Here is an 18,721-nt window from a genome sequence, read left to right as displayed (position 1 = left end):
TCCTCCCCGTCCCCTAACCGATGACGCGCTGGTCGATCAGGCGGACCTTGCCAAATCTCACGGTCAGAAGAACGACCACCGATTGCCTTATCCGCCCCGATACGGGATCGAGCGTCCCGGCATCGCGAATATCGACGGCTTCGATCTGCGCGCGCGGTTCGCCCTGCAATATCTCCCGCACCTTGTTGCGCAGCGCCGACACGGAGCGCTGGCCCTCCGCAAAGAGCCGCGCGGCTTCGTCGAGCGCCCGGGCGAGCACAGGCGCTGCCGTGCGGTCTTCCGCCGTCAGCAGCGCATTGCGCGACGAACAGGCGAGCCCGTCCGCCTCGCGCATGGTGGCAACGCCGTTGATCCTGATCGGCATGTCGAGATCTTCGACCATCCGGCGGATGATGACCAATTGCTGGTAGTCCTTCTCGCCGAAGAACGCTTCATCCGGCTGGACGATGTTGAAGAGCTTGGTGACCACGGTCGTGACGCCGCGGAAATGACCCGGCCTGATCTTGCCCATGAGTATGCGCGAGAGTACCGGATTTTCGACGATCGTATGGGCGCCGGGGCGGTAGATTTCCGCCACTTCCGGCGTGAAGACGTAATCCGCGCCCTCGGCCTCGAGCTTGGCGAGGTCTCCCTGCATGTCGCGCGGATAGGTCGAAAGGTCCTCGTTCGGCGCAAATTGGGTCGGATTGACGAATATGGAAACAATCGTCACGTCGCAGGCAGCCCTTGCCCGGCGCACCAGTTCCATATGGCCGACATGCAGGTAGCCCATGGTCGGCACCAGGCCGATCGTCCGGCCTTTTCGGCGCTCGGCCGCCAGCGCCGCCCGCAATTCCGCAATCGTAGCAATCACTTTCATCGCAGTTCGATATCCAGTCCGATATCCAGTGTCGGCGCCGCCATGGTGATCTTCGACGTGGAAATATAATCGACGCCGGTTTCGGCGACGGCCTTGATCGTCTCGAAGTCGATCCGGCCCGACGCTTCCAGCTTCGCCCGGCCTGCATTGATTTCTACCGCCTTTTCAAGCAGTTCCGGCCCCATATTATCAAGTAGAATCACATCGGCGCCGACATCCAGCGCCTGCTGCATCTGCTCCAATCCATCGACCTCCACTTCGATCTTGACCAAATGGCCCGCATAGGCCCGCGCCGCCAATATTGCCTTGGCAACGCCTCCGGCAACGGCGATGTGATTATCCTTGATCAAAATGGCATCGTCGAGGCCGAAGCGATGGTTGGAGCCGCCACCGCATTTGACCGCATATTTGGCGAAGGCACGCATGCCGGGAATGGTCTTGCGCGTATCGCATACCCTCGCCTTCGTATGGGCGATGAGGGCGGCAAAACGCGCCGTATGGGTGGCGATCCCGCTCAGGTGCATCAGGAAATTCAATCCGACGCGCTCGGCGGAAAGGATGGCGCGGGCATTGCCCTCGACTGTCGCGACGTGCTGGCCGGGGCTGACACGCTCTCCGTCGCCGACAATTGCCTGGAAGGAGATGGCCCGATCGATGGCGGCGAAGGCAGCCCGGGCGAAGTCGACGCCGCAGATCACGCCGTCCTCGCGGCTGGAAAGCACTGCCCTCGCGCGCGCCTCTTCCGGCAGCGTCGCATTCGTCGTCAGATCGCCGGCACGGCCGAGATCTTCGAGCAGCGCGGCCCGCACCGCATCGACGATCAATATCTGCGGCAGGCTCGGCCGATGGGCGGCGACCTGCTTCTGCGCATTGGCGCTCATCATGCAAACTCCATCAACTCGGCAATGGTTGCCTCGGCATCGGAAAGGGTGAGAAAGGTCCGGTGCTGCCATTCCGGCCGGGTCTCGGCGAAATCGGTGCGGAAATGCCCGCCCCTGCTCTCCAGCCGGCGCAGGGCGCTGGTGGCGACGAGCTTTGCCGTGGCCAGGGCATTGCGGAAGGCCGCATCCTTGTTCGCCTTTTCGAGGTCGAGGATCACCCTCAAACCCTCCAGCATGTCGTCGCGATTGCGCAGCACGCCGAAGCTGGCGCTCATCGTCTGCCGCAGCCGCGTCATCGCGGCGCTGTCCGTTTCGGCGACCAGGTCGTCGCATTCGACCGACCCCTTCGACCAGTCACGGGCATTGCCATCTTCGCCCTTGCCGAGGCTGGCGGCGATCCGTGCGGAGAACACCACGGCTTCGAGGAGCGAATTGGATGCCAGGCGGTTCGCCCCATGCGCGCCGGTGGAGGTGCATTCGCCGCAGGCCCAGAGGCCATCGATCGAGGTGCGGCCATTGCTGTCGGTCAGGATGCCGCCCATGAAATAATGCGCTGCCGGGACCACCGGGATGGGCTGCGTCACCGGATCGATGCCGGCGTCGCGGCAATATTTGTAGACGGTCGGGAATTCCTCCGGAAACGCAGCGCCGACCGCGCTGGTGCAATCCAGCCAGGCGCCGCGGCCGCTGCGCACTTCCGCATAGATGCCGCGAGCCACTACGTCGCGCGGCGCAAGCTCGCCCGCCGGGTCGATCTTGAGCATGAACCTTTCGCCCATGCGGTTGACCAATGTCGCGCCATGCCCGCGCAGGGCTTCCGTGGCCAGGGGCGCGGGGTCCTTGTCGACATCGAGCGCCGTCGGATGAAACTGCACGAACTCCATGTCGGCCATCATGGCGCCGGCCCTTGCCGCCATGCCGATGCCTTCACCCCTCGCCTCGGAGGGATTGGTCGTCACCGCATAGAGGTGACCGATGCCGCCGGTCGCAAGGACGATTGTCGAGGCGGCGAGGCGCGTCTTCGCACCGCGTCCCGCGTCCGGCCGGGCGATGACACCGGTGACAGCGCCCCGCGCCGTGGTGATATCCTCGGCGACATAGCCCTCCAGCAGCCTGATCGAGGGCGTCGCCTCGACCGCGCGCACCAGCGCCTGCATGATGGCGCGGCCCGCCATGTCGCCCCTCACCCGCACGATGCGGCTTTCGGAATGCGCGGCCTCGCGGGAAACCTGCAGCCGGCCCTCCAGGTCGCGGTCGAAGGGGACGCCGTATTCGAGCAGGTCGTGGACACGCGCCGCCGCCTCGCCCGCCATCAGCCGGGCAATGGCCTCGTCGACGATGCCGTCGCCAGCGGCCACAGTGTCGGCCACGTGCTTGTCCATCGTGTCGCCCTGCGATACGGCGGCGGCAATGCCGGCCTGCGCCCAGGCCGACGAGGCGCCACGGCCTATCGGCGCGGCGGCAAGGATCGTCACGGGGCGCGGCGCCAGCTTGAGCGCGCAGAACAGGCCGGCGAGGCCCCCGCCGATGATGATGACGGGATCGGGGCGAACAGACATCGTCGTTCCTTCCGCCTCAGTTGTTGAGATTGACCATGCGCTCCACGGCGAGACGCGCTTTCTCGGCGACCAGCGGGTCCACATGGACCTCGTCCCGCATATAGACGAGGCTTTCCAATATGTTGGGGAGCGTGATCCGCTTCATATGCGGGCAGAGATTGCACGGCTTGATGAACTCGACGCCCGGCACTTCGGATTCGATGTTGGAGGCCATCGAGCATTCCGTGACGAGCAGGACCTTGGCCGGTCGGTTGTCCTTGACGTAGTTGATCATGCCGCTCGTCGATCCGGTATAATCGGCCACGGCGACCACCTCTGGCGGGCATTCCGGATGCGCGATGATCTGGATCGACGGATCGGCGGCGCGATAGGCAAGCAGTTCCTCGGCGGTGAACCTTTCATGCACTTCGCAGTGGCCTTTCCAGGTCAGGATCTTCACCTTGGTCTGCGCGGCGACATTCAGCGCCAGGAACTCGTCGGGAATGCAAAGCACACGGTCGACGCCGAAACTCTCGACGACCTGCACCGCATTGGCGGAGGTGCAGCAGATATCGCTTTCCGCCTTCACTTCGGCGGAGGTGTTCACATAGGTGACGATCGGCACGCCCGGATAGGTCTCGCGCAACAGGCGGACATCGGCGCCGGTGATCGATTCGGCCAGCGAGCAGCCGGCGCGCATGTCGGGGATGAGCACGGTCTTGTGCGGATTGAGCAGTTTCGAGGTCTCGGCCATGAAATGCACGCCGCACTGGACGATGATATCGGCATCGACCTTGGTGGCTTCCTTGGCGAGCTGCAGCGAGTCGCCGACAATATCGGCGACGCAGTGGAAAATCTCCGGCGTCTGGTAATTATGCGCGAGAATGACGGCGTTGCGCTGCTTCTTCAGGCGGTTGATCGCCGCCACATAGGGCGCATAGACCGGCCACTCGATCCTTGGAATGTGATGGGCCACCCGCTCGTAGAGATGGGCAGTCTCGGCTTCCACCGCCGGCGTATAGGCGAGGTCCGGCATGGGCAGGATGCCAAAACGATCGGCGGCGGCCATGCCGGGCGCGCGGTGATCATTGCTACGGGCTGTGCTGGTCATATCCACATTCCTCCTGGACATCCTTGGATCGGCGCCCTTCCGCACCGCGATCATTTATACTCACTTTGAGCATATTTACGATCAAAAGAAAAACGGCAGCGCCGTTCTTCCTTTAATTAGGCGATAAATTCGCTGGCTTCAAGGCCGTAATTTCTCCTCGCCCGCAAAAAGCGCCTTCGCAGCCGCCGCAGAACCCCGCGATTCGGTTGCGGAAACGCCCTTTAAAACCATCAGTTGCGCCAGTAATCGCCACGGTAGCGACGTTCGGAACGCTCGCGCTTGCGCGGGCTGTCGCCACCGATGCGCGGGGTGCAATCGGTAAAGACCTTCGCATTGAAATCGGTCGGCCGGTCGCACCAGACCAGCGGGCTCACCCTGCCCGAATTGGCGCAGCCTGCCAGTGTTACAAGTCCAAGGGCCAGAACCGGCAGTGTCATGCGCATGGGTAATCCTTTCGAAAGCTCAAGTCTTCGAGCTTATTTAGACCGTGCCGGGGTTTATTCAACCGTGGCACTCCGGAATAAGCGCGCGGCCCTGCCCTCTGGCGCCTGCCTGTCGCGAGGATCAATCGCGCAGCGCTGCCTCGATCTGGTCGAGCACATCCGTCTTGCCGATACCGGTCAGGAAGGCCAGCGTGGTGATGCTGGGCTTGCCGAGGTCTTTCGGCAATTGCGCCGTCGAGACGACCAGATCGACATCGTCGATATTGCTCGCAACTTCCGTTGCCTTGCACTGGCGCGTATTGATGCGAATGCCGCGTTCCTTCAATGCGTCCTCGACAGCATGGGCCACCACCGTCGAAGTGGCTATGCCGGTCCCGCATGCGAAAAGCACAGTCTTCTGCTTGTTCATTTGCTCCCCCTTTTGATTATCAGCCTAACGCAGAAGCTGCAGTACGTCCTGCGTTGATTTTGCCTGGCCGAGCGCCGCGATCAGTTCGGGCGATTGTATCGTCCCGGCGATCTCCTGCAGCAGCTCGATCTGCTTGTCCTTATCGTTGAGCGCCATGAGAAAAACCAGCCTTACCTTCAGCTTCTCCTCAGGGTTTTCCATATTGGCGAACTCCACCGGCTCGGCAAGACTGGCGAAGGCAATGCCTGCCTTCAGGACATGTTCCGGGTCCGTATGCGGCACGGCGACATTGCCATCCGCGCCGAGCGGCAGGCCCGTCGGAAGGCTCGCCTCGCGGGCAAGGACCGCTTCGCCATAGCTCTCCCTGACATAGCCGAGGGCGAAGAGCCGTTCGGCCAGCAGTTCTATGACCTCGCGGTCGGAAGCTGCCCTGACCCCGAGGAGGATTGCCCCGGGGTCGAGATGTTCGATCAAGGCTTGCGCCATAATTGCTGCTCCAGTCTATGATGCCGTTTCGTCGGCAGTATCGCTGTCCGCGCCGGCCGCGCGTTCCCATGCCGCCGTGTTCCTGCGATAGGCCCAGAATGCGGCGGCAATGATGGCGGCAAGGACGACGAGGCCGATGGCTCCCAGATTGTTGATCAGGGAGATCACCACATAGGGGATCCACAGGAAGCCATCCACGACGCTGGTGATCTGCACGGCGTTGGCCGGCATTTCGAACCCGGAGGACTGGGCGGCCGCGGTGAAGAGCGGCGCCAGCGCATTGGCGACGTAGAAGCCGACCGCCAATGTGAACGTGCCGACGATGACCATGCGGAAGACATTGCCCTTCAGGAGCGGTGCCGTCATCGCCACGATGAACGGGATCACCGCGAGATCGGCAAAGAGGATGACGCGGTTGCCCGGCAGGATGACCGACAGGATGATCGCGATCGGCACCAGGATCAATGACGAGGAAATCGCCGCCGGATGGCCGATCAGGATCGCCGAATCGAGGCCGACCAGCAATTCGCGGTCGCCGGTGCGCTTGCGGACGAATTCCTGCGCGGCTTCCGATACCGGAAGCAGGCCTTCCATCAGGATCTTGACCATGCGCGGCAGGAGCAGCATCACCGCGGCGAGCGTCATGCCGGTTTGCAGGACCTTGGTCAGCACGATTCCGAAATCGCCCGCATTGTAATAGGCGATGACGCCAAGGACGAGGCCGATCACGAGGCCGAGAATGACCGGCTCGCCAAAGACGCCGAAGCGGCGCTCGAACGTCTCGGTGTTGAGTTCGATCCTGTTGAGGCCGGGAATGCGGTCCATGATCCAGTTGAGGATGATCGCAATCGGCAGGATCTGCGCCGAAGCCAGATGCGGCACCGAAATGCCGGGAATGCCATAGAATTTCTGCACTGCCCGTGCCGACCAGTCGGCGAACAGCAGGGTGAGCGCCACCATCAGCGCCGCGACGATCAGGCCATAGGCAAGGCTGTTGGTCGCGGCGACCGCCAATGAGCCGATGAAGGCGAAATGCCAGAAATTCCATACGTCGACGTTCAGCGTGCGCGTGAGCCGCGTCAGCAGAAGCACGATATTGACGGCGATGGCTATCGGGATGACCCAGAGGCCCACCGAAGAGCCAAAGGCGATGGCAGCCGCCGATGGCCAGCCGACATCGACGATATCGCGCTGAATGCCGGTATTCGTGACGATCGCCTTGGCGACGTCGCCGATCGACGTCAGCATCAGCCCAAGCACGAGATTGATGCCGATGAAGGCGACGCCGATGGTGACCGCGGCGCGGAACGCCCTGCCGATCTTCGCCCCGAGAACCAGCGCTATGATGAAAATCACGATCGGCAACAGGACAGTCGGTCCCATTGCGTCGACAGCGGCCTTAAGGCCGGTCAAGAAACTATCCATTATTCCTCCCCGCGGCTCCCCACCGCCCCTGATTCGTCACAGAACTTTTGCATTTTGTGACGAATGAAAGTTCATCACATGCAATTGATCGAGTCAACGCGCCCCGCAGGCCGGTGACGGGTTCGATCGTTCGTTGCGTCGATGCAGTTGCAGAGTTTCAACAGATTCCGCGCGGTTTTCGACTCATTTGCCGCGCATGAAGCTCTCCAGCGGGAAGATTGCACAGGTTTCGGTGCCGTGAGCGAGCAATTTGCCGCTCGCATCGCGCAGGAAAGCCTCCGACGTCGCCAGCGTCCTGCCGCGATGGATGAGACGCCCCTCGCAATAGACCATGCCCATGCCGGCAGTGAGCGGCCTGACGAGATTGATCTTGAATTCCGCCGTCGTATAGGCCTCGCCGGGCTTCAAGGTGGTCATGATGCAGCAGGCCAGCGCGGAATCCATCAGGCTGGCGATCCAGCCGCCATGGATGCCGCCCATCGGATTGCGGTGCTCCGGCGAAGGCAGTCCCTTGAAGACGACACGGTCCTGTTCGACCTCATGCAGAGCGAACGACAGCGTCTGCGCCATGGGCGGCGCGGGATATTCGCCGCGCAGCATGGCCTGCAATATTTCCAGCCCGCCCCGCGTCGCAAGGTCGCCCAATGGCAGGAGGCCGACGCCACTCGGGAAGGTGATCGCCTCGCTCACGTCACGGTTAGTGTCATCGTCGATGTCTGGGCTCATGGCAGATCCGGTGTGCCGGCGCGGAATCTAGGCTGCCTGCAACGAACGCGCCAGGGCATTGAGGAAGCCGTCCCGCGCTTCCGGTGGTTTCTGGGCGCGGGGCTCCCATACATGCCGGGAGAAAAAGAAGGCGGTCAACCGGAAAGCGTCGACGAGCTCCGGCAGGGAGGCGGCGCGGACATTGGTACTGACCATGAAGGCCGGCATCGCCAGCAGTTTCTCCGCCCAGGGCGCGCCCGCCTCGCGCGACACGGCCCGGCCGGATTTCGGCGAGACATAAGCCAGGTCTTCGGCGCTGCCGGTCGCGGCGCAGCGCCGAAGATCGAGGCCGAAGCCCAGTTCCTCCAGCATGGCGATTTCAAACCGCAGCAGCAGTTCGCCCGCCACCAGCGAATCCTCGCTGTGTTCGAGGATGACCGCCAGCGTCTCGAACAGGTTGCGGTGCGGATCGCGCTCGGGAAGCAGCCTCAGATGCGAGGCGGCGAGCTGAAGCCCGAACAGCGCCACCGGCTGCTCGATCAGCCGTGCAGCGGCAAAATTGACTGGCTCGACCTGCATCATGCCGAGATGCTCGTCCATGCGGGCGCGCCAGACCACATCGACGCGATTGCCGGGCTGGATCATCGGCTGCATGCGGCGCGACCTGCCACCGCGGACGAGGCCGAGATGGCGGCCATGGTCGCGGGTCATCACCTCGAGGATGATGCTCGTTTCTCCATGCCGCCTTGCTCCGAGGATTATGCCTTCGTCGCGCCATTCCATCGGACGAGATTCACGCCATCAGCGCGGAAATTCAAGGCCCATTTCGCGATAGCGCTCGGGATCATTGCCCCAATTGTCACGAACCTTGACGAAGAGGAACAGGTGTACCTTCTGCTCCAGGATTTCCATCAGCTCCTTGCGCGAGGCCTGGCCGATGGATTTGATCGCCTGTCCTTCATGGCCGAGGACGATCTTCTTCTGGCTGTCGCGTTCCACATAGATGACCTGCTGGATGCGGACGGAGCCGTCCGGCTTTTCCTCCCAGCTCTCGGTCTCGACAGTGGAGGAATAGGGCAGTTCATTATGCAGGCGCAGATAGAGCTTCTCGCGCGTGATCTCGGCCGCCAGCATGCGCATCGGCATGTCCGAAATCTGGTCTTCCGGATAGTACCACGGCCCTTCCGGCAGATTGTCGGCCAGGTATTTCAGCAGGTCCTTGCAGCCATAGCCCTTGAGGGCGGAAATCATGAACGTCCGGTCGAAAGGCACCATTTCATTGGCCTGCCTGGCCAGTTCCAGGAGCTTGGGCGCTTCGATCCGATCCACCTTGTTGAGGACGAGGATGACCTTGCGCTGCCGCTCCCTGATGCCGGAGAGCAGCCGTTCCACCTCTTCGGTGATGCCCTGCTCGACATCGATAAGGACGAGGATGATATCCGCATCCTTGGCCCCGCCCCAGGCGGTGGTGACCATGGCCTTGTCGAGGCGCCGCTTCGGCTTGAAGATGCCGGGCGTATCCACCAGCACCATCTGCGCATTGTCATGGATGACGATGCCGCGAACCAGCGCGCGCGTGGTCTGCACCTTGTGCGTGACGATCGAGACCTTGCTGCCCACCAGCTGGTTGACCAGGGTGGACTTGCCCGCATTCGGCGCGCCGATAAGCGCGATGAAACCGGAGCGGGTCGGCCCTTCCCCCGGGGTCTGCGGCGTTTGTTCCTGTTCAGCCATTTGCTGCATCTTCCTGCGTTCTCTGCCGAACGCCTTCCCTGAAAAGCAGGGCCATAGCGGCTTCCTGCTCGGCAATTCTCTTCGACCGGCCCATACCTATCGCCGGTTCAAATCCCTTGACGCTCGCCCTCACCGTGAACTGCGGATCATGGTCGGGTCCGGTACGCTCGATCACTTCATAGAGCGGCTGGGCGCCGTCCTGCTGATGGGCCCATTCCTGCAATTCCGTCTTCGGGTCGCGCTGGCCCGAGTTTACCTGACGCGAGCGTTCGCTCCAATGGCGTTCTATGAAGGGCTGCGCCGCCTCCAGTCCGCCATCGAGATAGATCGTCGCGATCAGCGATTCGACCACGTCGGCGCGAAGGCTGCGGAGCCGCTTGTCCGCCAGCCCCTTCACATCGGCGCCGGTGCGTATGAATTCGTGCAGGCCGATATCGTCGGCCACCGAGGCGCAGGTATCGGCGTTCACCAGCGAGTTCAGCCGCAGGGACAATTCGCCCTCGGTCGCCGTCGGATAGGCGCGGAACAGAAGGTCGGCGATCACGAGCCCGAGCACGCGGTCGCCGAGGAATTCCAGCCGTTCATAATCGGAGCCTGCCGAGGAACGGGCGCTTGCATGGGTAAGCGCACGCTCCAGCCGGCCAAGATCGAGGAACTTGTGCTGTGTCTTCTCTTCCAGTCTCCGGACCGAGTCGGCGGAAAGGCTCATAGGCGTGTCAATTGTTCTCGACCGAATTCGGAGCCGCATTCACACTGTGCAGCAAGCGGTCGAACCTGATCTCGGAAGGCCAGCGCCAGATGGCCAGCGGGCTCGTCCTGCCGGCGATCGAGAAGAAGATGACATTGGCGCGGCCGATGAAATTCTCCAGCGGCACATAGCCGACGCCGCCCTCGGACGCATCCACGCGGCTGTCGCTGGAATTGTCGCGATTGTCGCCCATCATGAAATAATGTCCGGCGGGGACGACGAATTCGCGCGTATCGTCGCTGTAGCCATTGGGCGACAGGTCGAGCGTGTCATAGGTGATGCCGTTCGGCAGCGTCTCGCGATAGACATCGACCGGCTGGTTGGATGCGGTGACATCGGGATTGCTGATCTGCCCGACCTTCTCGCGCGGCACTGCGACATCATTGATGTAGAGCACGCCGGCGCGCATCTGGATACGGTCGCCGGGCAGGCCGATCACGCGCTTGATGAAATCGAGCGATGTATCGCTGGGCTTGCGGAACACGGCGATATCGCCGCGCTGCGGCTCGCCGGACCAGATACGGCCGGAGAACAGGTTGGGCGACCACGGGATCGAATATTTCGAATATCCATAGGAGAATTTCGAGACGAAGAGATAATCACCCTCCAGCAGCGTCGGGCGCATCGATCCCGATGGAATGTTGAACGGCTGGAACAGGAGCGTGCGGATAACCAGTGCGAGCAGGAGCGCCTGCACGATAACGCTGATCGTCTCGCCGAGACCACCGGAATTCTTTACAACAGCTTTATCGCTCACGCTTCACATATCTCCATAACTGAATTTGCCTCTCTTAGCCGCTGGGGGCCCGCGGGGCAATGCGCTTCAATCGCGCTCTTTGGCGTTTGATTACGGCTATTCTTCGATTTTCGAAGTTTCAACCGCTTCGATGATCACGAATGCTTGTGCAAGCGGGAAATCATCGGTGATGGTCAGATGGATGCGCGGCGTATGGCCCGGCGGTACGATCTTCTCCAGACGCCGGGCCGCGCCGTTTTCGAGCCGCATCGTCGGCGCCCCGCTCGGCAGGTTCACGACACCCATGTCGCGCCAGAACACGCCCTGCGACAGCCCCGTCCCCAGGGCCTTGGCGCAGGCCTCCTTGGCGGCGAAGCGCTTGGCATAGGAAGCGGCGCGCTGTTTGCGGCGCTCGGACTTGGCCTGTTCGATCGGTGTATAGACCCGGTCGATGAACCGCTGGCCGTGACGTTCCAGCGTCTTTTCGATCCTGCGTATGTCGATGAGATCGCTGCCAATTCCGATGATCATGAAGTCTCAGCCATTTTTTGCAGCCGGCAGGCGGGCGTCCGCTTGTTCTGGAAACCGGCAACGGCCCAACGGACGGGGAAATAGGCCAGGAGGCCGGCGGCGAGGCCGAGCGGCACCGCGCCGATGAGCATGGGTTCGAAGAGCGGATGCCAGAGCGTTCCGAAATCCAGATGATGCAGCATGGCGCCGAGATGCTCCGGCATCGGATCGCCGCTGAAGCTGCCGGTCATGACGAAGCGCCCGGTTTCGAGCGTTGCCGCCCAGATGAACGGCAGAAACAGCGGATTGCCCAGCGTCGTGCCCAATATGGCAGCGGCCATGTTGCCGCCGATCAGCCATGCGACGGCGAGCGCCACCGCGATATGGATGCCGAGGAGCGGAATGAAGGCCGCGAAAATGCCGCAGGCAAAGCCCGCCGCAATGGCGTGCGGCGTAGCCCGCAGGCGCAGGACGCGCTTGCCGAAATAGCGCAGCGACCGGCTGACAGACCGGCGCGGCCACAATGCGAGGCGCAGGCGCTCGCCTATTCCAGGCCTATGTCGCTGCTTGAACAGCATGTTGAACGCATCCCTTTCAGCCCCGGGCTCTTGCCGGCCCGGCAGGTCCGTATAGTCCTGCTATATATTCCTGCTACCGGGCTTGACCGGCGGAATTGCGGCAAGCTCCGGTGGAAGCTGGTCGGCAGGATAAGCCGGAACTTCATATTCCGCCAGCGCAATCAAAGGAACGCCGATCTCGCTCTTGCCGGCGGAACGGTCGATGATGCAGGCGGCGGCCAGGACTTCGGCGCCGAGTTCCCTGAGGCAGGTCACCGTCTCGCGGATGGAAAGCCCGGTGGTCACGATGTCCTCGACGATGACGACGCGCGCGCCCTTGGCGATGTCGAACCGGCGCAGCTTGAACGTGCCGCCTTCCCGCTCCACCCAGATCGCCGGCACGCCGAGATGGCGCGAGGTCTCATAGGCCGGGATGATGCCGCCGATGGCCGGGCCGACCACATAGTCGATCGGGCCGAGTTCCGCCTGCCTGATCCTTTGCGCAAGGCCCCTGCACACGCGCTCCGTCTTGTCGGCATGCATGAAAACGCGGGCCTTCTGCAGGAAAACGGGGCTGCGCAGCCCCGAAGTCAGGATGAAATGGCCGTGCAGGATGGCCCCTGCCTCGCGAAAGACGTCCAGTACTTCTTCGGTGTTCATGTTGCCCCCTTGCTTAGCCATTCACGCGCTGCGCATCGCTCACGCATTTGCTCTCTTTGAGTTTCGACAGGATGCGGTTGAGATGTTTCAGGTTCCACACCTCGATATCGACGATCATCTGGGTGAAGTCGGGCGCCGAGCGCACCATCGAGAGGTTGTGGATGTTCGTCTCGCTATCGGCGATGATCTGGGCGATCTCGGCCAGCGAACCCGGCGCGTTGATCGCGGAAATGCTGATGCGCGCCGGAAACCGGTCGCGGCGGCTCTCGTCCACATCCCAGCGCACGTCGATCCAGCGCTCCGGCTGGTCGTCATAGGCCATCAGCGCGGAAGACTGGATCGGATAGATGGTCATGCCGGAGCCGGGCTGCAGGATGCCGACGATGCGATCGCCCGGCACGGCGCCCTCGGGCGAGAAATGCACCGCCATGTCGGCGCTTGCGCCGCGGATCGGCAGCGCCTGCGGGCCGCCCGGCTCGACGCCGGCCGCTTCCGCGCCCTCGGGCATCTTGAAGATCATGCCGGCGGCGTTGCGGAAATTCACCCAGCCCTCCTCGCGCTCCGTCGCCGACGGCTTGGGCTTCGCGTCCTGATATTCCGGATAGACCGCCTTCATGACATCGGAGGACGGCAATTCGCCCCGGCCGACCGCCGCGAGCACGTCGTCGATCTCCTTGCGGGCCAGGCGCGGCAGGCCCTTCTTCAGTTCGTCGCGCGAGTAGACCTTGCCGGCGCGCTCGAAGGCCCGTTCGAGAATCTGCATGCCAAGGCCGGAATATTGCTTGCGCACCGCAAGCCGCGTCGCCCGGCGGATGGCGGCGCGCGCCTTGCCGGTGACAACGAGCGCCTCCCATGCGGCTGGTGGCGTCTGCGCCTTGGAGCGGATGATCTCCACCTCGTCGCCATTATGCAGCACGGTCATGAGCGGCATGATGCGGCCATTGACCTTGGCGCCGACGCAGCTGTCGCCGATGCTCGTGTGGACGGCATAGGCGAAATCGATGGGCGTCGCGCCGCGCGGCAAGGCGATCAGCCTCCCCTTCGGCGTAAAGCAGAACACCTGGTCCTGGAAAAGCTCGAGCTTGGTGTGTTCGAGGAATTCTTCCGGATTGTCGCCCTCGGCCAGCGCCTCGATGGTCTGCCGCAGCCAGGCATAGGCATTGGTCTCGGTGGAAATGACATGCGGGTTCTGCGCGCTGCCGCGATCCTTGTAGATGGAATGCGCCGCCACGCCATATTCGGCGATGTCGTCCATCTCGCGCGTGCGGATCTGCAGCTCGACGCGTTGCCGCGATGGTCCGACGATCGTCGTGTGGATGGAACGATAATCGTTCTGCTTGGGCGTCGAAATGTAATCCTTGAAGCGCCCCGGCACCATCGACCAGGTGGTATGGATGATGCCGAGCGCATTGTAGCAATCGCCGACCGTATCGACGATGACGCGGAAGCCGAAAATATCCGACAGTTGCTCGAAGGAGAGGCCCTTGCTCTCCATCTTGCGGAAGACCGACCAGGCCTTCTTCTGACGGCTCTTGACGCTGGCCTTGATGCCGTGCTGGGCGAACAGGGTGGAAAGGTCGGTCTCGATCTGCTGCAGCGTCGGCCGGTTCTTCTCCATCAGCTCGGCAAGGCGGTTGGTCACCGCATTGAAGGCTTCCGGATTGATATGGCGGAAGGCGAGCTGCTCCAGCTCCTCGCGCATGTCCTGCATGCCCATGCGCCCGGCCAGCGGCGCATAGATGTCCATCGTCTCCTCGGAAATGCGCAGGCGCTTGTCCTCGGGAACGTGGTTCAGCGTGCGCATATTGTGCAGCCGGTCGGCAAGCTTCACCAGAAGCACGCGCACATCGTCGGAAATCGCCAGCAGCAGCTTGCGCAGGTTCTCCGCCTGCACCGCCTTCTTGGAAACGAGATCGAGCTTTTTCAGCTTGGTCAGGCCCTCGACGAGCTTGCCGATGTCGGGCCCGAACAGCGTATCGATCTCCTGGCGCGTCGCCGAAGTATCCTCGATCGTATCATGCAGCAGCGCGATGGCGATGGTCGCCTCGTCCAGGTGCATGTCCGTCAGGATCGCCGCGACTTCGAGAGGATGGGAGAAATAGGGATCGCCGGAAGCCCGCTTCTGCGTACCATGCTTCTGCATGGCATAGACATATGCCTTGTTGAGCAGCGCCTCATTCACGTCAGGCTTGTAACGCTGGACACGCTCGACAAGCTCATACTGACGCATCATGGGCGCACACCTCCGGGATTACACTAATACTGGCACAGATTGGCATCTGCGCCGTCTATATGGGCATTTGCGCGGCAATGCGCAAAAATAATGCGCCGCAGTTTCGTGCGACGCATCAAGGCCTTGCGGCCGCTATCGCGTTGACCGCGACTTGATCAGTAATCGTCGCTCTTTTCCGGTGCCACCAGGCCTTCGATGCCTGCAAGCAGTTCCTCTTCCGACATGGAGTCGAAGGAAACATTGTCGTCGGCGTCGCTCGCCGTCTCGACGGTTTCGCCTTCGGCAGTGATCAGCTGGGGCGCTGCGGCGGCTGCTTCGGGCTCGTCGACTTCGACATGCTTCTGCAGCGAATGGATCAGGTCTTCCTTCAGGTCGCCGGGAGACAGGGTCTCGTCTGCGATCTCACGCAGGGCGACAACCGGGTTCTTATCATTGTCGCGGTCGACGGTGATCGCGGCGCCTTGCGAAATCAGGCGGGCGCGATGACTTGCCAGCAGCACCAGCTCGAAGCGGTTCTCTACCTTGTCAACGCAATCTTCAACAGTGACGCGGGCCATGAACTGCCCCTTTCATTTTTCAAGAATTGGCGGATTAATGCGCACATAACGCGGTTGCCGGCAAAAAACAAGTAAAAGCGCTCAAATCAACATGGATTCGTGCCGCCGCCACCGGTCAATTCGCCGTGCAAACCCATCGGACGGCGTGATCGACCGATGGCCCACAGGACCTGGTCACGGCTAATTCACTTCCTCACGGAACATTTAACAGCTATGTCCAGTTATCTGTACAAATTTAGCGCAATGGGTATTGGCATTTGCGACAAGTCGCCCTACTGATATATTAAGACTTTCGTATAAGATCAGATCGGGCTACTTGAGAGATCAAGCTCATTTGAATTGACGCTCGAATTTTCGAAATGGAACCATATTATGTTTGATCCCCGTGAAAAGATTGTCTTGTTCATCGACGGTGCAAATCTCTACGCAGCTTCAAAGGTACTCGGTTTCGATATTGATTATCGCAAGCTTCTGGCAGCTTTTCAAAAGCGCGGTTACCTGCTTCGCGCCTATTATTACACGGCGCTCGTCGAGGACCAGGAATATTCATCCATTCGGCCGCTGATCGATTGGCTCGACTATAATGGCTACAAGGTCGTGACCAAGCCTGCCAAGGAATTCACCGATTCCGCCGGCCGCCGCAAGATCAAGGGCAATATGGACATCGAGCTTGCCGTCGATGCCATGCAGCTGACCGATACGGTCGACCACTTCGTCATCTTCTCCGGCGATGGCGACTTCCGCTCGCTGGTCGAGGCGCTCCAGCGCAAGGGCCGCAAGGTCAGCGTCGTGTCGACGCTTTCCACCCAGCCGCCGATGATCTCGGACGAACTGCGGCGCCAGGCCGACCACTTCATCGACCTCACCTCGCTGCGCACCGAAATCGGCCGCGAAACGAGCGAACGCGTGCAGCGCCAGAGGGTCGAGGAAGAACAGGCCGACTACTGATCGGCACATCCAGAAAATGCCGCCGGAAAATGCCGCATGGAAAACCGTCCGGCATTGTGCTTTTAACGGCACATGAGTGTCGAACCCTCCCCCGATTGCCCGATCTGCGTGCGGCTCCATGATTTCATCGCCAGCTGGCGCTTGAAAGAACCGGGCTGGCACAATGCCCCCGTCCCGACCTTCCTGCCGGTCGAAGGACCGGATTCGGTCAGGCTTCTCATCGTCGGCCTCGCGCCGGGCCTGCGCGGCGCCAACCGCACCGGACGCCCGTTCACCGGCGACTATGCCGGCGACCTGCTCTATGGGACATTGGATGAATTCGGCTTCTCGCGCGGCAAGTTCGCTGCCCGCCCCGATGACGGGCTGGAGCTGATCGGGGCGGCGATCACCAATGCGGTGCGCTGCGTGCCGCCCGAAAACAAGCCGGTCGGCGGCGAGATCAGCAATTGCCGGCGCTTTCTCACGCCGACGATCGGGCGGTTCGGTCGCTTGCGCGCCATCGTCACGCTCGGCACGATCGCGCATCAATCGACCGTGCGGGCCATGGCGCGGCCGGTGGCAAGGCATCCTTTCAGCCATGGCGGCCAGAGCGACATCGGCAGCGTCCGGCTGTTCTCCAGCTATCATTGCTCGCGCTACAACACCAATACGGGACGGCTGACGGAACAGATGTTCCGCAGCGTCTTCGCCAATGTGCGGGATTATCTCGACGGGATCGAGAACGAGGCCTGATCAGCCGCGGTCGCGCAGCAGACGCGATTTCTCGCGGTTCCAGTCGCGCTGCTTTTCAGTCTCGCGCTTGTCGTGCAATTTCTTGCCTCGCGCAACCGCAAGTTCCAGCTTGGCCCTGCCGCGATCGTTGAAATAAAGCTTCAGCGGCACGATGGTCATGCCTTCGCGATCGACCGATTGCGCCATGCGCGCCATTTCGCGGCGGCTGACCAGCAGCTTGCGATGGCGGCGCGGCTCGTGATTGAAGCGATTGGCCTGCAGATATTCCGGAATGTAGGAATTGATCAGCCAGAACTCGCCATTCTCGAAGCTCGCATAGCTTTCCGCAATGTTCGACTGGTTGTTGCGCAGCGACTTCACTTCCGTGCCCTGCAAGACGATGCCAGCCTCTATCGTGTCGAGAATCTCGAAATTGAAGCGCGCTTTGCGGTTTTCAGCAATGATCTTGCGAACCGTCGGTGTCTTTGAGGCAGTTTTTGGCTTGTTCATGCGATCTATATAGGCACTGCGTGGCCTTTTGTCAGTTGACCAGCCCCGCATGACGCATGGCATCGTCGATCCGGGCCGCGGTCGCCGCCTCGATCTGCACCATCGGCGAGCGTAGCGCATTCTGCATCTTGCCAAGCTTGGACAGGGCATATTTCGGCCCGCCCGGATTGGGCTCGAGGAACAGCGCCTTGTGCAGCGGCATCAGCTTGTCCTGGATCTCCAGCGCGGCCGGGTAGTCGCCGCTCAAGGTCGCGGCCTGGAACTCGGCGCAGAGCCGCGGCGCGACATTCGACGTCACCGAAATGCAGCCGACGCCGCCATGGGCGTTGAAGCCGAGCGCCGTCGCATCCTCGCCCGAAAGCTGGATGAAGTCCTTGCCGCAGGTGATCCGCTGTTCCGAAACGCGCTCGATCTTGCCGGTCGCATCCTTCACGCCTGCTATGTGCTTGAATTCGTTCGAAAGCTTGCCCATCGTCTCCGGCGTCATGTCGATGATGGAGCGGCCGGGGATATTATAGATAATGATCGGCAGCGATACCGCCTGGGCAATCGCCTTGTAATGCTCGTAGAGCCCGCGCTGGCTGGGCTTGTTGTAATAGGGCGTCACGACGAGGATGGCGTCCGCGCCGGCCTTCTCGGAGAATTCGGCGAGTTCGATCGCCTCGCGGGTATTGTTGGAGCCGGCGCCGGCGATGACCGGCACCTTCCCGGCGGCTTCCTCGATGCAGACTTCGACCACGCGCTTGTGCTCCGCGTGGGAAAGCGTCGGCGATTCACCCGTGGTTCCGACGGGAACGAGGCCGTTGGTACCCTCGCTGATCTGCCAGGATACGAAGGCGCGAAAGGCTTTTTCGTCGAAGGCACCATTGTCGAGGAATGGCGTGACGAGTGCGGTGATTGAGCCTTTCAGCATGGGTAACTCCGAGTATTGATGATGCGAACCGCCAGTTTCAAACCAGA

Annotated in this window: 22 protein-coding genes; 2 read left to right on the top strand and 20 right to left on the bottom strand. The window is 61.9% G+C overall.

Annotated elements, in window-relative coordinates:
• Window positions 1-13: 13 nt before the first annotated feature.
• The 18 genes from panC to rpoZ form a co-directional block, all read right to left on the bottom strand.
• Complete coding sequence (panC, locus tag OSJ75_RS15410) at window positions 14-859, bottom strand: pantoate--beta-alanine ligase (protein ID WP_267228653.1); 846 nt, start codon at window positions 857-859, stop codon at window positions 14-16.
• Window positions 856-1,743, bottom strand: a complete 888-nt coding sequence (gene nadC, locus OSJ75_RS15405) for a carboxylating nicotinate-nucleotide diphosphorylase (RefSeq protein ID WP_267228652.1) — start codon at window positions 1,741-1,743, stop codon at window positions 856-858. The genes panC and nadC overlap by 4 nt, the downstream gene beginning before the upstream one ends.
• Window positions 1,740-3,299: an L-aspartate oxidase gene (locus OSJ75_RS15400; RefSeq protein ID WP_267228651.1), complete on the bottom strand. Its 1,560-nt coding sequence runs from the start codon at window positions 3,297-3,299 to the stop codon at window positions 1,740-1,742. Before OSJ75_RS15400 ends, nadC begins: the two co-directional genes overlap by 4 nt.
• Window positions 3,300-3,315: 16 nt before the next feature.
• Entirely contained in the window at window positions 3,316-4,389 is a 1,074-nt protein-coding gene (gene nadA, locus OSJ75_RS15395; protein ID WP_250014502.1) for a quinolinate synthase NadA, read from the bottom strand.
• 230 nt (window positions 4,390-4,619) lie between these two features.
• Window positions 4,620-4,832: a hypothetical protein gene (locus tag OSJ75_RS15390; protein WP_250014503.1), complete on the bottom strand. Its 213-nt coding sequence runs from the start codon at window positions 4,830-4,832 to the stop codon at window positions 4,620-4,622.
• Window positions 4,833-4,953: 121 nt separating this feature from the next.
• Window positions 4,954-5,241 (bottom strand): PTS sugar transporter subunit IIB, encoded by a 288-nt coding sequence (locus OSJ75_RS15385; protein WP_250014505.1) that lies wholly within the window; start codon window positions 5,239-5,241, stop codon window positions 4,954-4,956.
• 24 nt (window positions 5,242-5,265) lie between these two features.
• Window positions 5,266-5,727, bottom strand: coding sequence for a PTS sugar transporter subunit IIA (locus OSJ75_RS15380; protein WP_250014507.1), 462 nt, complete (start codon window positions 5,725-5,727; stop codon window positions 5,266-5,268).
• Between the two features lie 15 nt (window positions 5,728-5,742).
• Entirely contained in the window at window positions 5,743-7,152 is a 1,410-nt protein-coding gene (locus OSJ75_RS15375; protein ID WP_267228650.1) for a PTS galactitol transporter subunit IIC, read from the bottom strand.
• A 183-nt stretch (window positions 7,153-7,335) separates the two neighbouring features.
• Window positions 7,336-7,878 (bottom strand): PaaI family thioesterase, encoded by a 543-nt coding sequence (locus OSJ75_RS15370; RefSeq protein ID WP_267228649.1) that lies wholly within the window; start codon window positions 7,876-7,878, stop codon window positions 7,336-7,338.
• 27 nt (window positions 7,879-7,905) lie between these two features.
• Window positions 7,906-8,640 carry a DNA repair protein RecO gene (gene recO / locus OSJ75_RS15365; RefSeq protein ID WP_267228648.1) on the bottom strand — a complete coding sequence of 245 codons (735 nt, stop codon included), beginning with the start codon at window positions 8,638-8,640 and terminating at the stop codon, window positions 7,906-7,908.
• A gap of 18 nt (window positions 8,641-8,658) precedes the next feature.
• Window positions 8,659-9,591 carry a GTPase Era gene (gene era / locus OSJ75_RS15360; RefSeq protein WP_250014516.1) on the bottom strand — a complete coding sequence of 311 codons (933 nt, stop codon included), beginning with the start codon at window positions 9,589-9,591 and terminating at the stop codon, window positions 8,659-8,661.
• Window positions 9,584-10,300, bottom strand: coding sequence for a ribonuclease III (gene rnc, locus OSJ75_RS15355; protein WP_267228647.1), 717 nt, complete (start codon window positions 10,298-10,300; stop codon window positions 9,584-9,586). The genes era and rnc overlap by 8 nt, the downstream gene beginning before the upstream one ends.
• 7 nt (window positions 10,301-10,307) lie before the next feature.
• Complete coding sequence (gene lepB / locus OSJ75_RS15350) at window positions 10,308-11,096, bottom strand: signal peptidase I (protein WP_267228646.1); 789 nt, start codon at window positions 11,094-11,096, stop codon at window positions 10,308-10,310.
• A 96-nt stretch (window positions 11,097-11,192) separates the two neighbouring features.
• Window positions 11,193-11,606 (bottom strand): holo-ACP synthase, encoded by a 414-nt coding sequence (gene acpS / locus OSJ75_RS15345; RefSeq protein ID WP_267228645.1) that lies wholly within the window; start codon window positions 11,604-11,606, stop codon window positions 11,193-11,195.
• Window positions 11,603-12,163 carry a DUF2062 domain-containing protein gene (locus tag OSJ75_RS15340; RefSeq protein WP_250014520.1) on the bottom strand — a complete coding sequence of 187 codons (561 nt, stop codon included), beginning with the start codon at window positions 12,161-12,163 and terminating at the stop codon, window positions 11,603-11,605. Before OSJ75_RS15340 ends, acpS begins: the two co-directional genes overlap by 4 nt.
• Before the next feature lie 60 nt (window positions 12,164-12,223).
• Window positions 12,224-12,802, bottom strand: coding sequence for an orotate phosphoribosyltransferase (pyrE, locus tag OSJ75_RS15335; protein ID WP_250014521.1), 579 nt, complete (start codon window positions 12,800-12,802; stop codon window positions 12,224-12,226).
• A 13-nt stretch (window positions 12,803-12,815) separates the two neighbouring features.
• The gene (locus OSJ75_RS15330) at window positions 12,816-15,035 is read right to left on the bottom strand and encodes a RelA/SpoT family protein (protein WP_250014522.1); all 2,220 of its coding nucleotides are present in this window, start codon (window positions 15,033-15,035) and stop codon (window positions 12,816-12,818) included.
• 155 nt (window positions 15,036-15,190) lie between these two features.
• Window positions 15,191-15,592: a DNA-directed RNA polymerase subunit omega gene (rpoZ, locus tag OSJ75_RS15325; protein ID WP_250014524.1), complete on the bottom strand. Its 402-nt coding sequence runs from the start codon at window positions 15,590-15,592 to the stop codon at window positions 15,191-15,193.
• 372 nt (window positions 15,593-15,964) lie between these two features.
• On the opposite strand from rpoZ, the gene OSJ75_RS15320 reads away from it, so the two are divergent.
• Together OSJ75_RS15320 and OSJ75_RS15315 are read left to right on the top strand one after the other, a co-directional pair.
• Complete coding sequence (locus OSJ75_RS15320) at window positions 15,965-16,540, top strand: NYN domain-containing protein (RefSeq protein ID WP_250014526.1); 576 nt, start codon at window positions 15,965-15,967, stop codon at window positions 16,538-16,540.
• Between the two features lie 72 nt (window positions 16,541-16,612).
• A complete protein-coding gene (locus OSJ75_RS15315; RefSeq protein WP_267228644.1) occupies window positions 16,613-17,272 on the top strand; it encodes a uracil-DNA glycosylase in 660 nt (219 codons plus the stop codon).
• Here the strand turns inward: OSJ75_RS15315 and smpB are convergent, their stop codons facing one another.
• Complete coding sequence (gene smpB, locus OSJ75_RS15310) at window positions 17,273-17,761, bottom strand: SsrA-binding protein SmpB (RefSeq protein WP_250014530.1); 489 nt, start codon at window positions 17,759-17,761, stop codon at window positions 17,273-17,275.
• 31 nt (window positions 17,762-17,792) lie between these two features.
• Window positions 17,793-18,674 (bottom strand): 4-hydroxy-tetrahydrodipicolinate synthase, encoded by an 882-nt coding sequence (gene dapA, locus OSJ75_RS15305; RefSeq protein ID WP_250014533.1) that lies wholly within the window; start codon window positions 18,672-18,674, stop codon window positions 17,793-17,795.
• Between the last annotated feature and the right edge of the window lie 47 nt (window positions 18,675-18,721).

Origin of the sequence: Phyllobacterium sp. 0TCS1.6A (genome assembly GCF_026420825.1) — a bacterium.
Classification (GTDB): Bacteria; Pseudomonadota; Alphaproteobacteria; order Rhizobiales; family Rhizobiaceae; genus Phyllobacterium.
This window is presented reverse-complemented; position numbering and strand designations above follow the sequence as displayed.

Excerpts from the sequence above, each read along its gene's own strand:
- recO (WP_267228648.1), bottom strand. The coding sequence starts at position 8,640 with ATGGAATGGCGCGACGAAGGCATAATCCTCGGAGCAAGGCGGCATGGA.
- OSJ75_RS15400 (WP_267228651.1), bottom strand. The coding sequence starts at position 3,299 with ATGTCTGTTCGCCCCGATCCCGTCATCATCATCGGCGGGGGCCTCGCC.
- OSJ75_RS15390 (WP_250014503.1), bottom strand. The coding sequence starts at position 4,832 with ATGCGCATGACACTGCCGGTTCTGGCCCTTGGACTTGTAACACTGGCA.
- era (WP_250014516.1), bottom strand. The coding sequence starts at position 9,591 with ATGGCTGAACAGGAACAAACGCCGCAGACCCCGGGGGAAGGGCCGACC.
- OSJ75_RS15315 (WP_267228644.1), top strand. The coding sequence starts at position 16,613 with ATGAGTGTCGAACCCTCCCCCGATTGCCCGATCTGCGTGCGGCTCCAT.
- nadC (WP_267228652.1), bottom strand. The coding sequence starts at position 1,743 with ATGATGAGCGCCAATGCGCAGAAGCAGGTCGCCGCCCATCGGCCGAGC.
- OSJ75_RS15385 (WP_250014505.1), bottom strand. The coding sequence starts at position 5,241 with ATGAACAAGCAGAAGACTGTGCTTTTCGCATGCGGGACCGGCATAGCC.
- dapA (WP_250014533.1), bottom strand. The coding sequence starts at position 18,674 with ATGCTGAAAGGCTCAATCACCGCACTCGTCACGCCATTCCTCGACAAT.
- rpoZ (WP_250014524.1), bottom strand. The coding sequence starts at position 15,592 with ATGGCCCGCGTCACTGTTGAAGATTGCGTTGACAAGGTAGAGAACCGC.
- OSJ75_RS15375 (WP_267228650.1), bottom strand. The coding sequence starts at position 7,152 with ATGGATAGTTTCTTGACCGGCCTTAAGGCCGCTGTCGACGCAATGGGA.
- pyrE (WP_250014521.1), bottom strand. The coding sequence starts at position 12,802 with ATGAACACCGAAGAAGTACTGGACGTCTTTCGCGAGGCAGGGGCCATC.
- smpB (WP_250014530.1), bottom strand. The coding sequence starts at position 17,761 with ATGAACAAGCCAAAAACTGCCTCAAAGACACCGACGGTTCGCAAGATC.
- acpS (WP_267228645.1), bottom strand. The coding sequence starts at position 11,606 with ATGATCATCGGAATTGGCAGCGATCTCATCGACATACGCAGGATCGAA.
- nadA (WP_250014502.1), bottom strand. The coding sequence starts at position 4,389 with ATGACCAGCACAGCCCGTAGCAATGATCACCGCGCGCCCGGCATGGCC.
- OSJ75_RS15320 (WP_250014526.1), top strand. The coding sequence starts at position 15,965 with ATGTTTGATCCCCGTGAAAAGATTGTCTTGTTCATCGACGGTGCAAAT.
- OSJ75_RS15340 (WP_250014520.1), bottom strand. The coding sequence starts at position 12,163 with ATGCTGTTCAAGCAGCGACATAGGCCTGGAATAGGCGAGCGCCTGCGC.
- OSJ75_RS15380 (WP_250014507.1), bottom strand. The coding sequence starts at position 5,727 with ATGGCGCAAGCCTTGATCGAACATCTCGACCCCGGGGCAATCCTCCTC.
- OSJ75_RS15370 (WP_267228649.1), bottom strand. The coding sequence starts at position 7,878 with ATGAGCCCAGACATCGACGATGACACTAACCGTGACGTGAGCGAGGCG.
- rnc (WP_267228647.1), bottom strand. The coding sequence starts at position 10,300 with ATGAGCCTTTCCGCCGACTCGGTCCGGAGACTGGAAGAGAAGACACAG.
- OSJ75_RS15330 (WP_250014522.1), bottom strand. The coding sequence starts at position 15,035 with ATGATGCGTCAGTATGAGCTTGTCGAGCGTGTCCAGCGTTACAAGCCT.
- panC (WP_267228653.1), bottom strand. The coding sequence starts at position 859 with ATGAAAGTGATTGCTACGATTGCGGAATTGCGGGCGGCGCTGGCGGCC.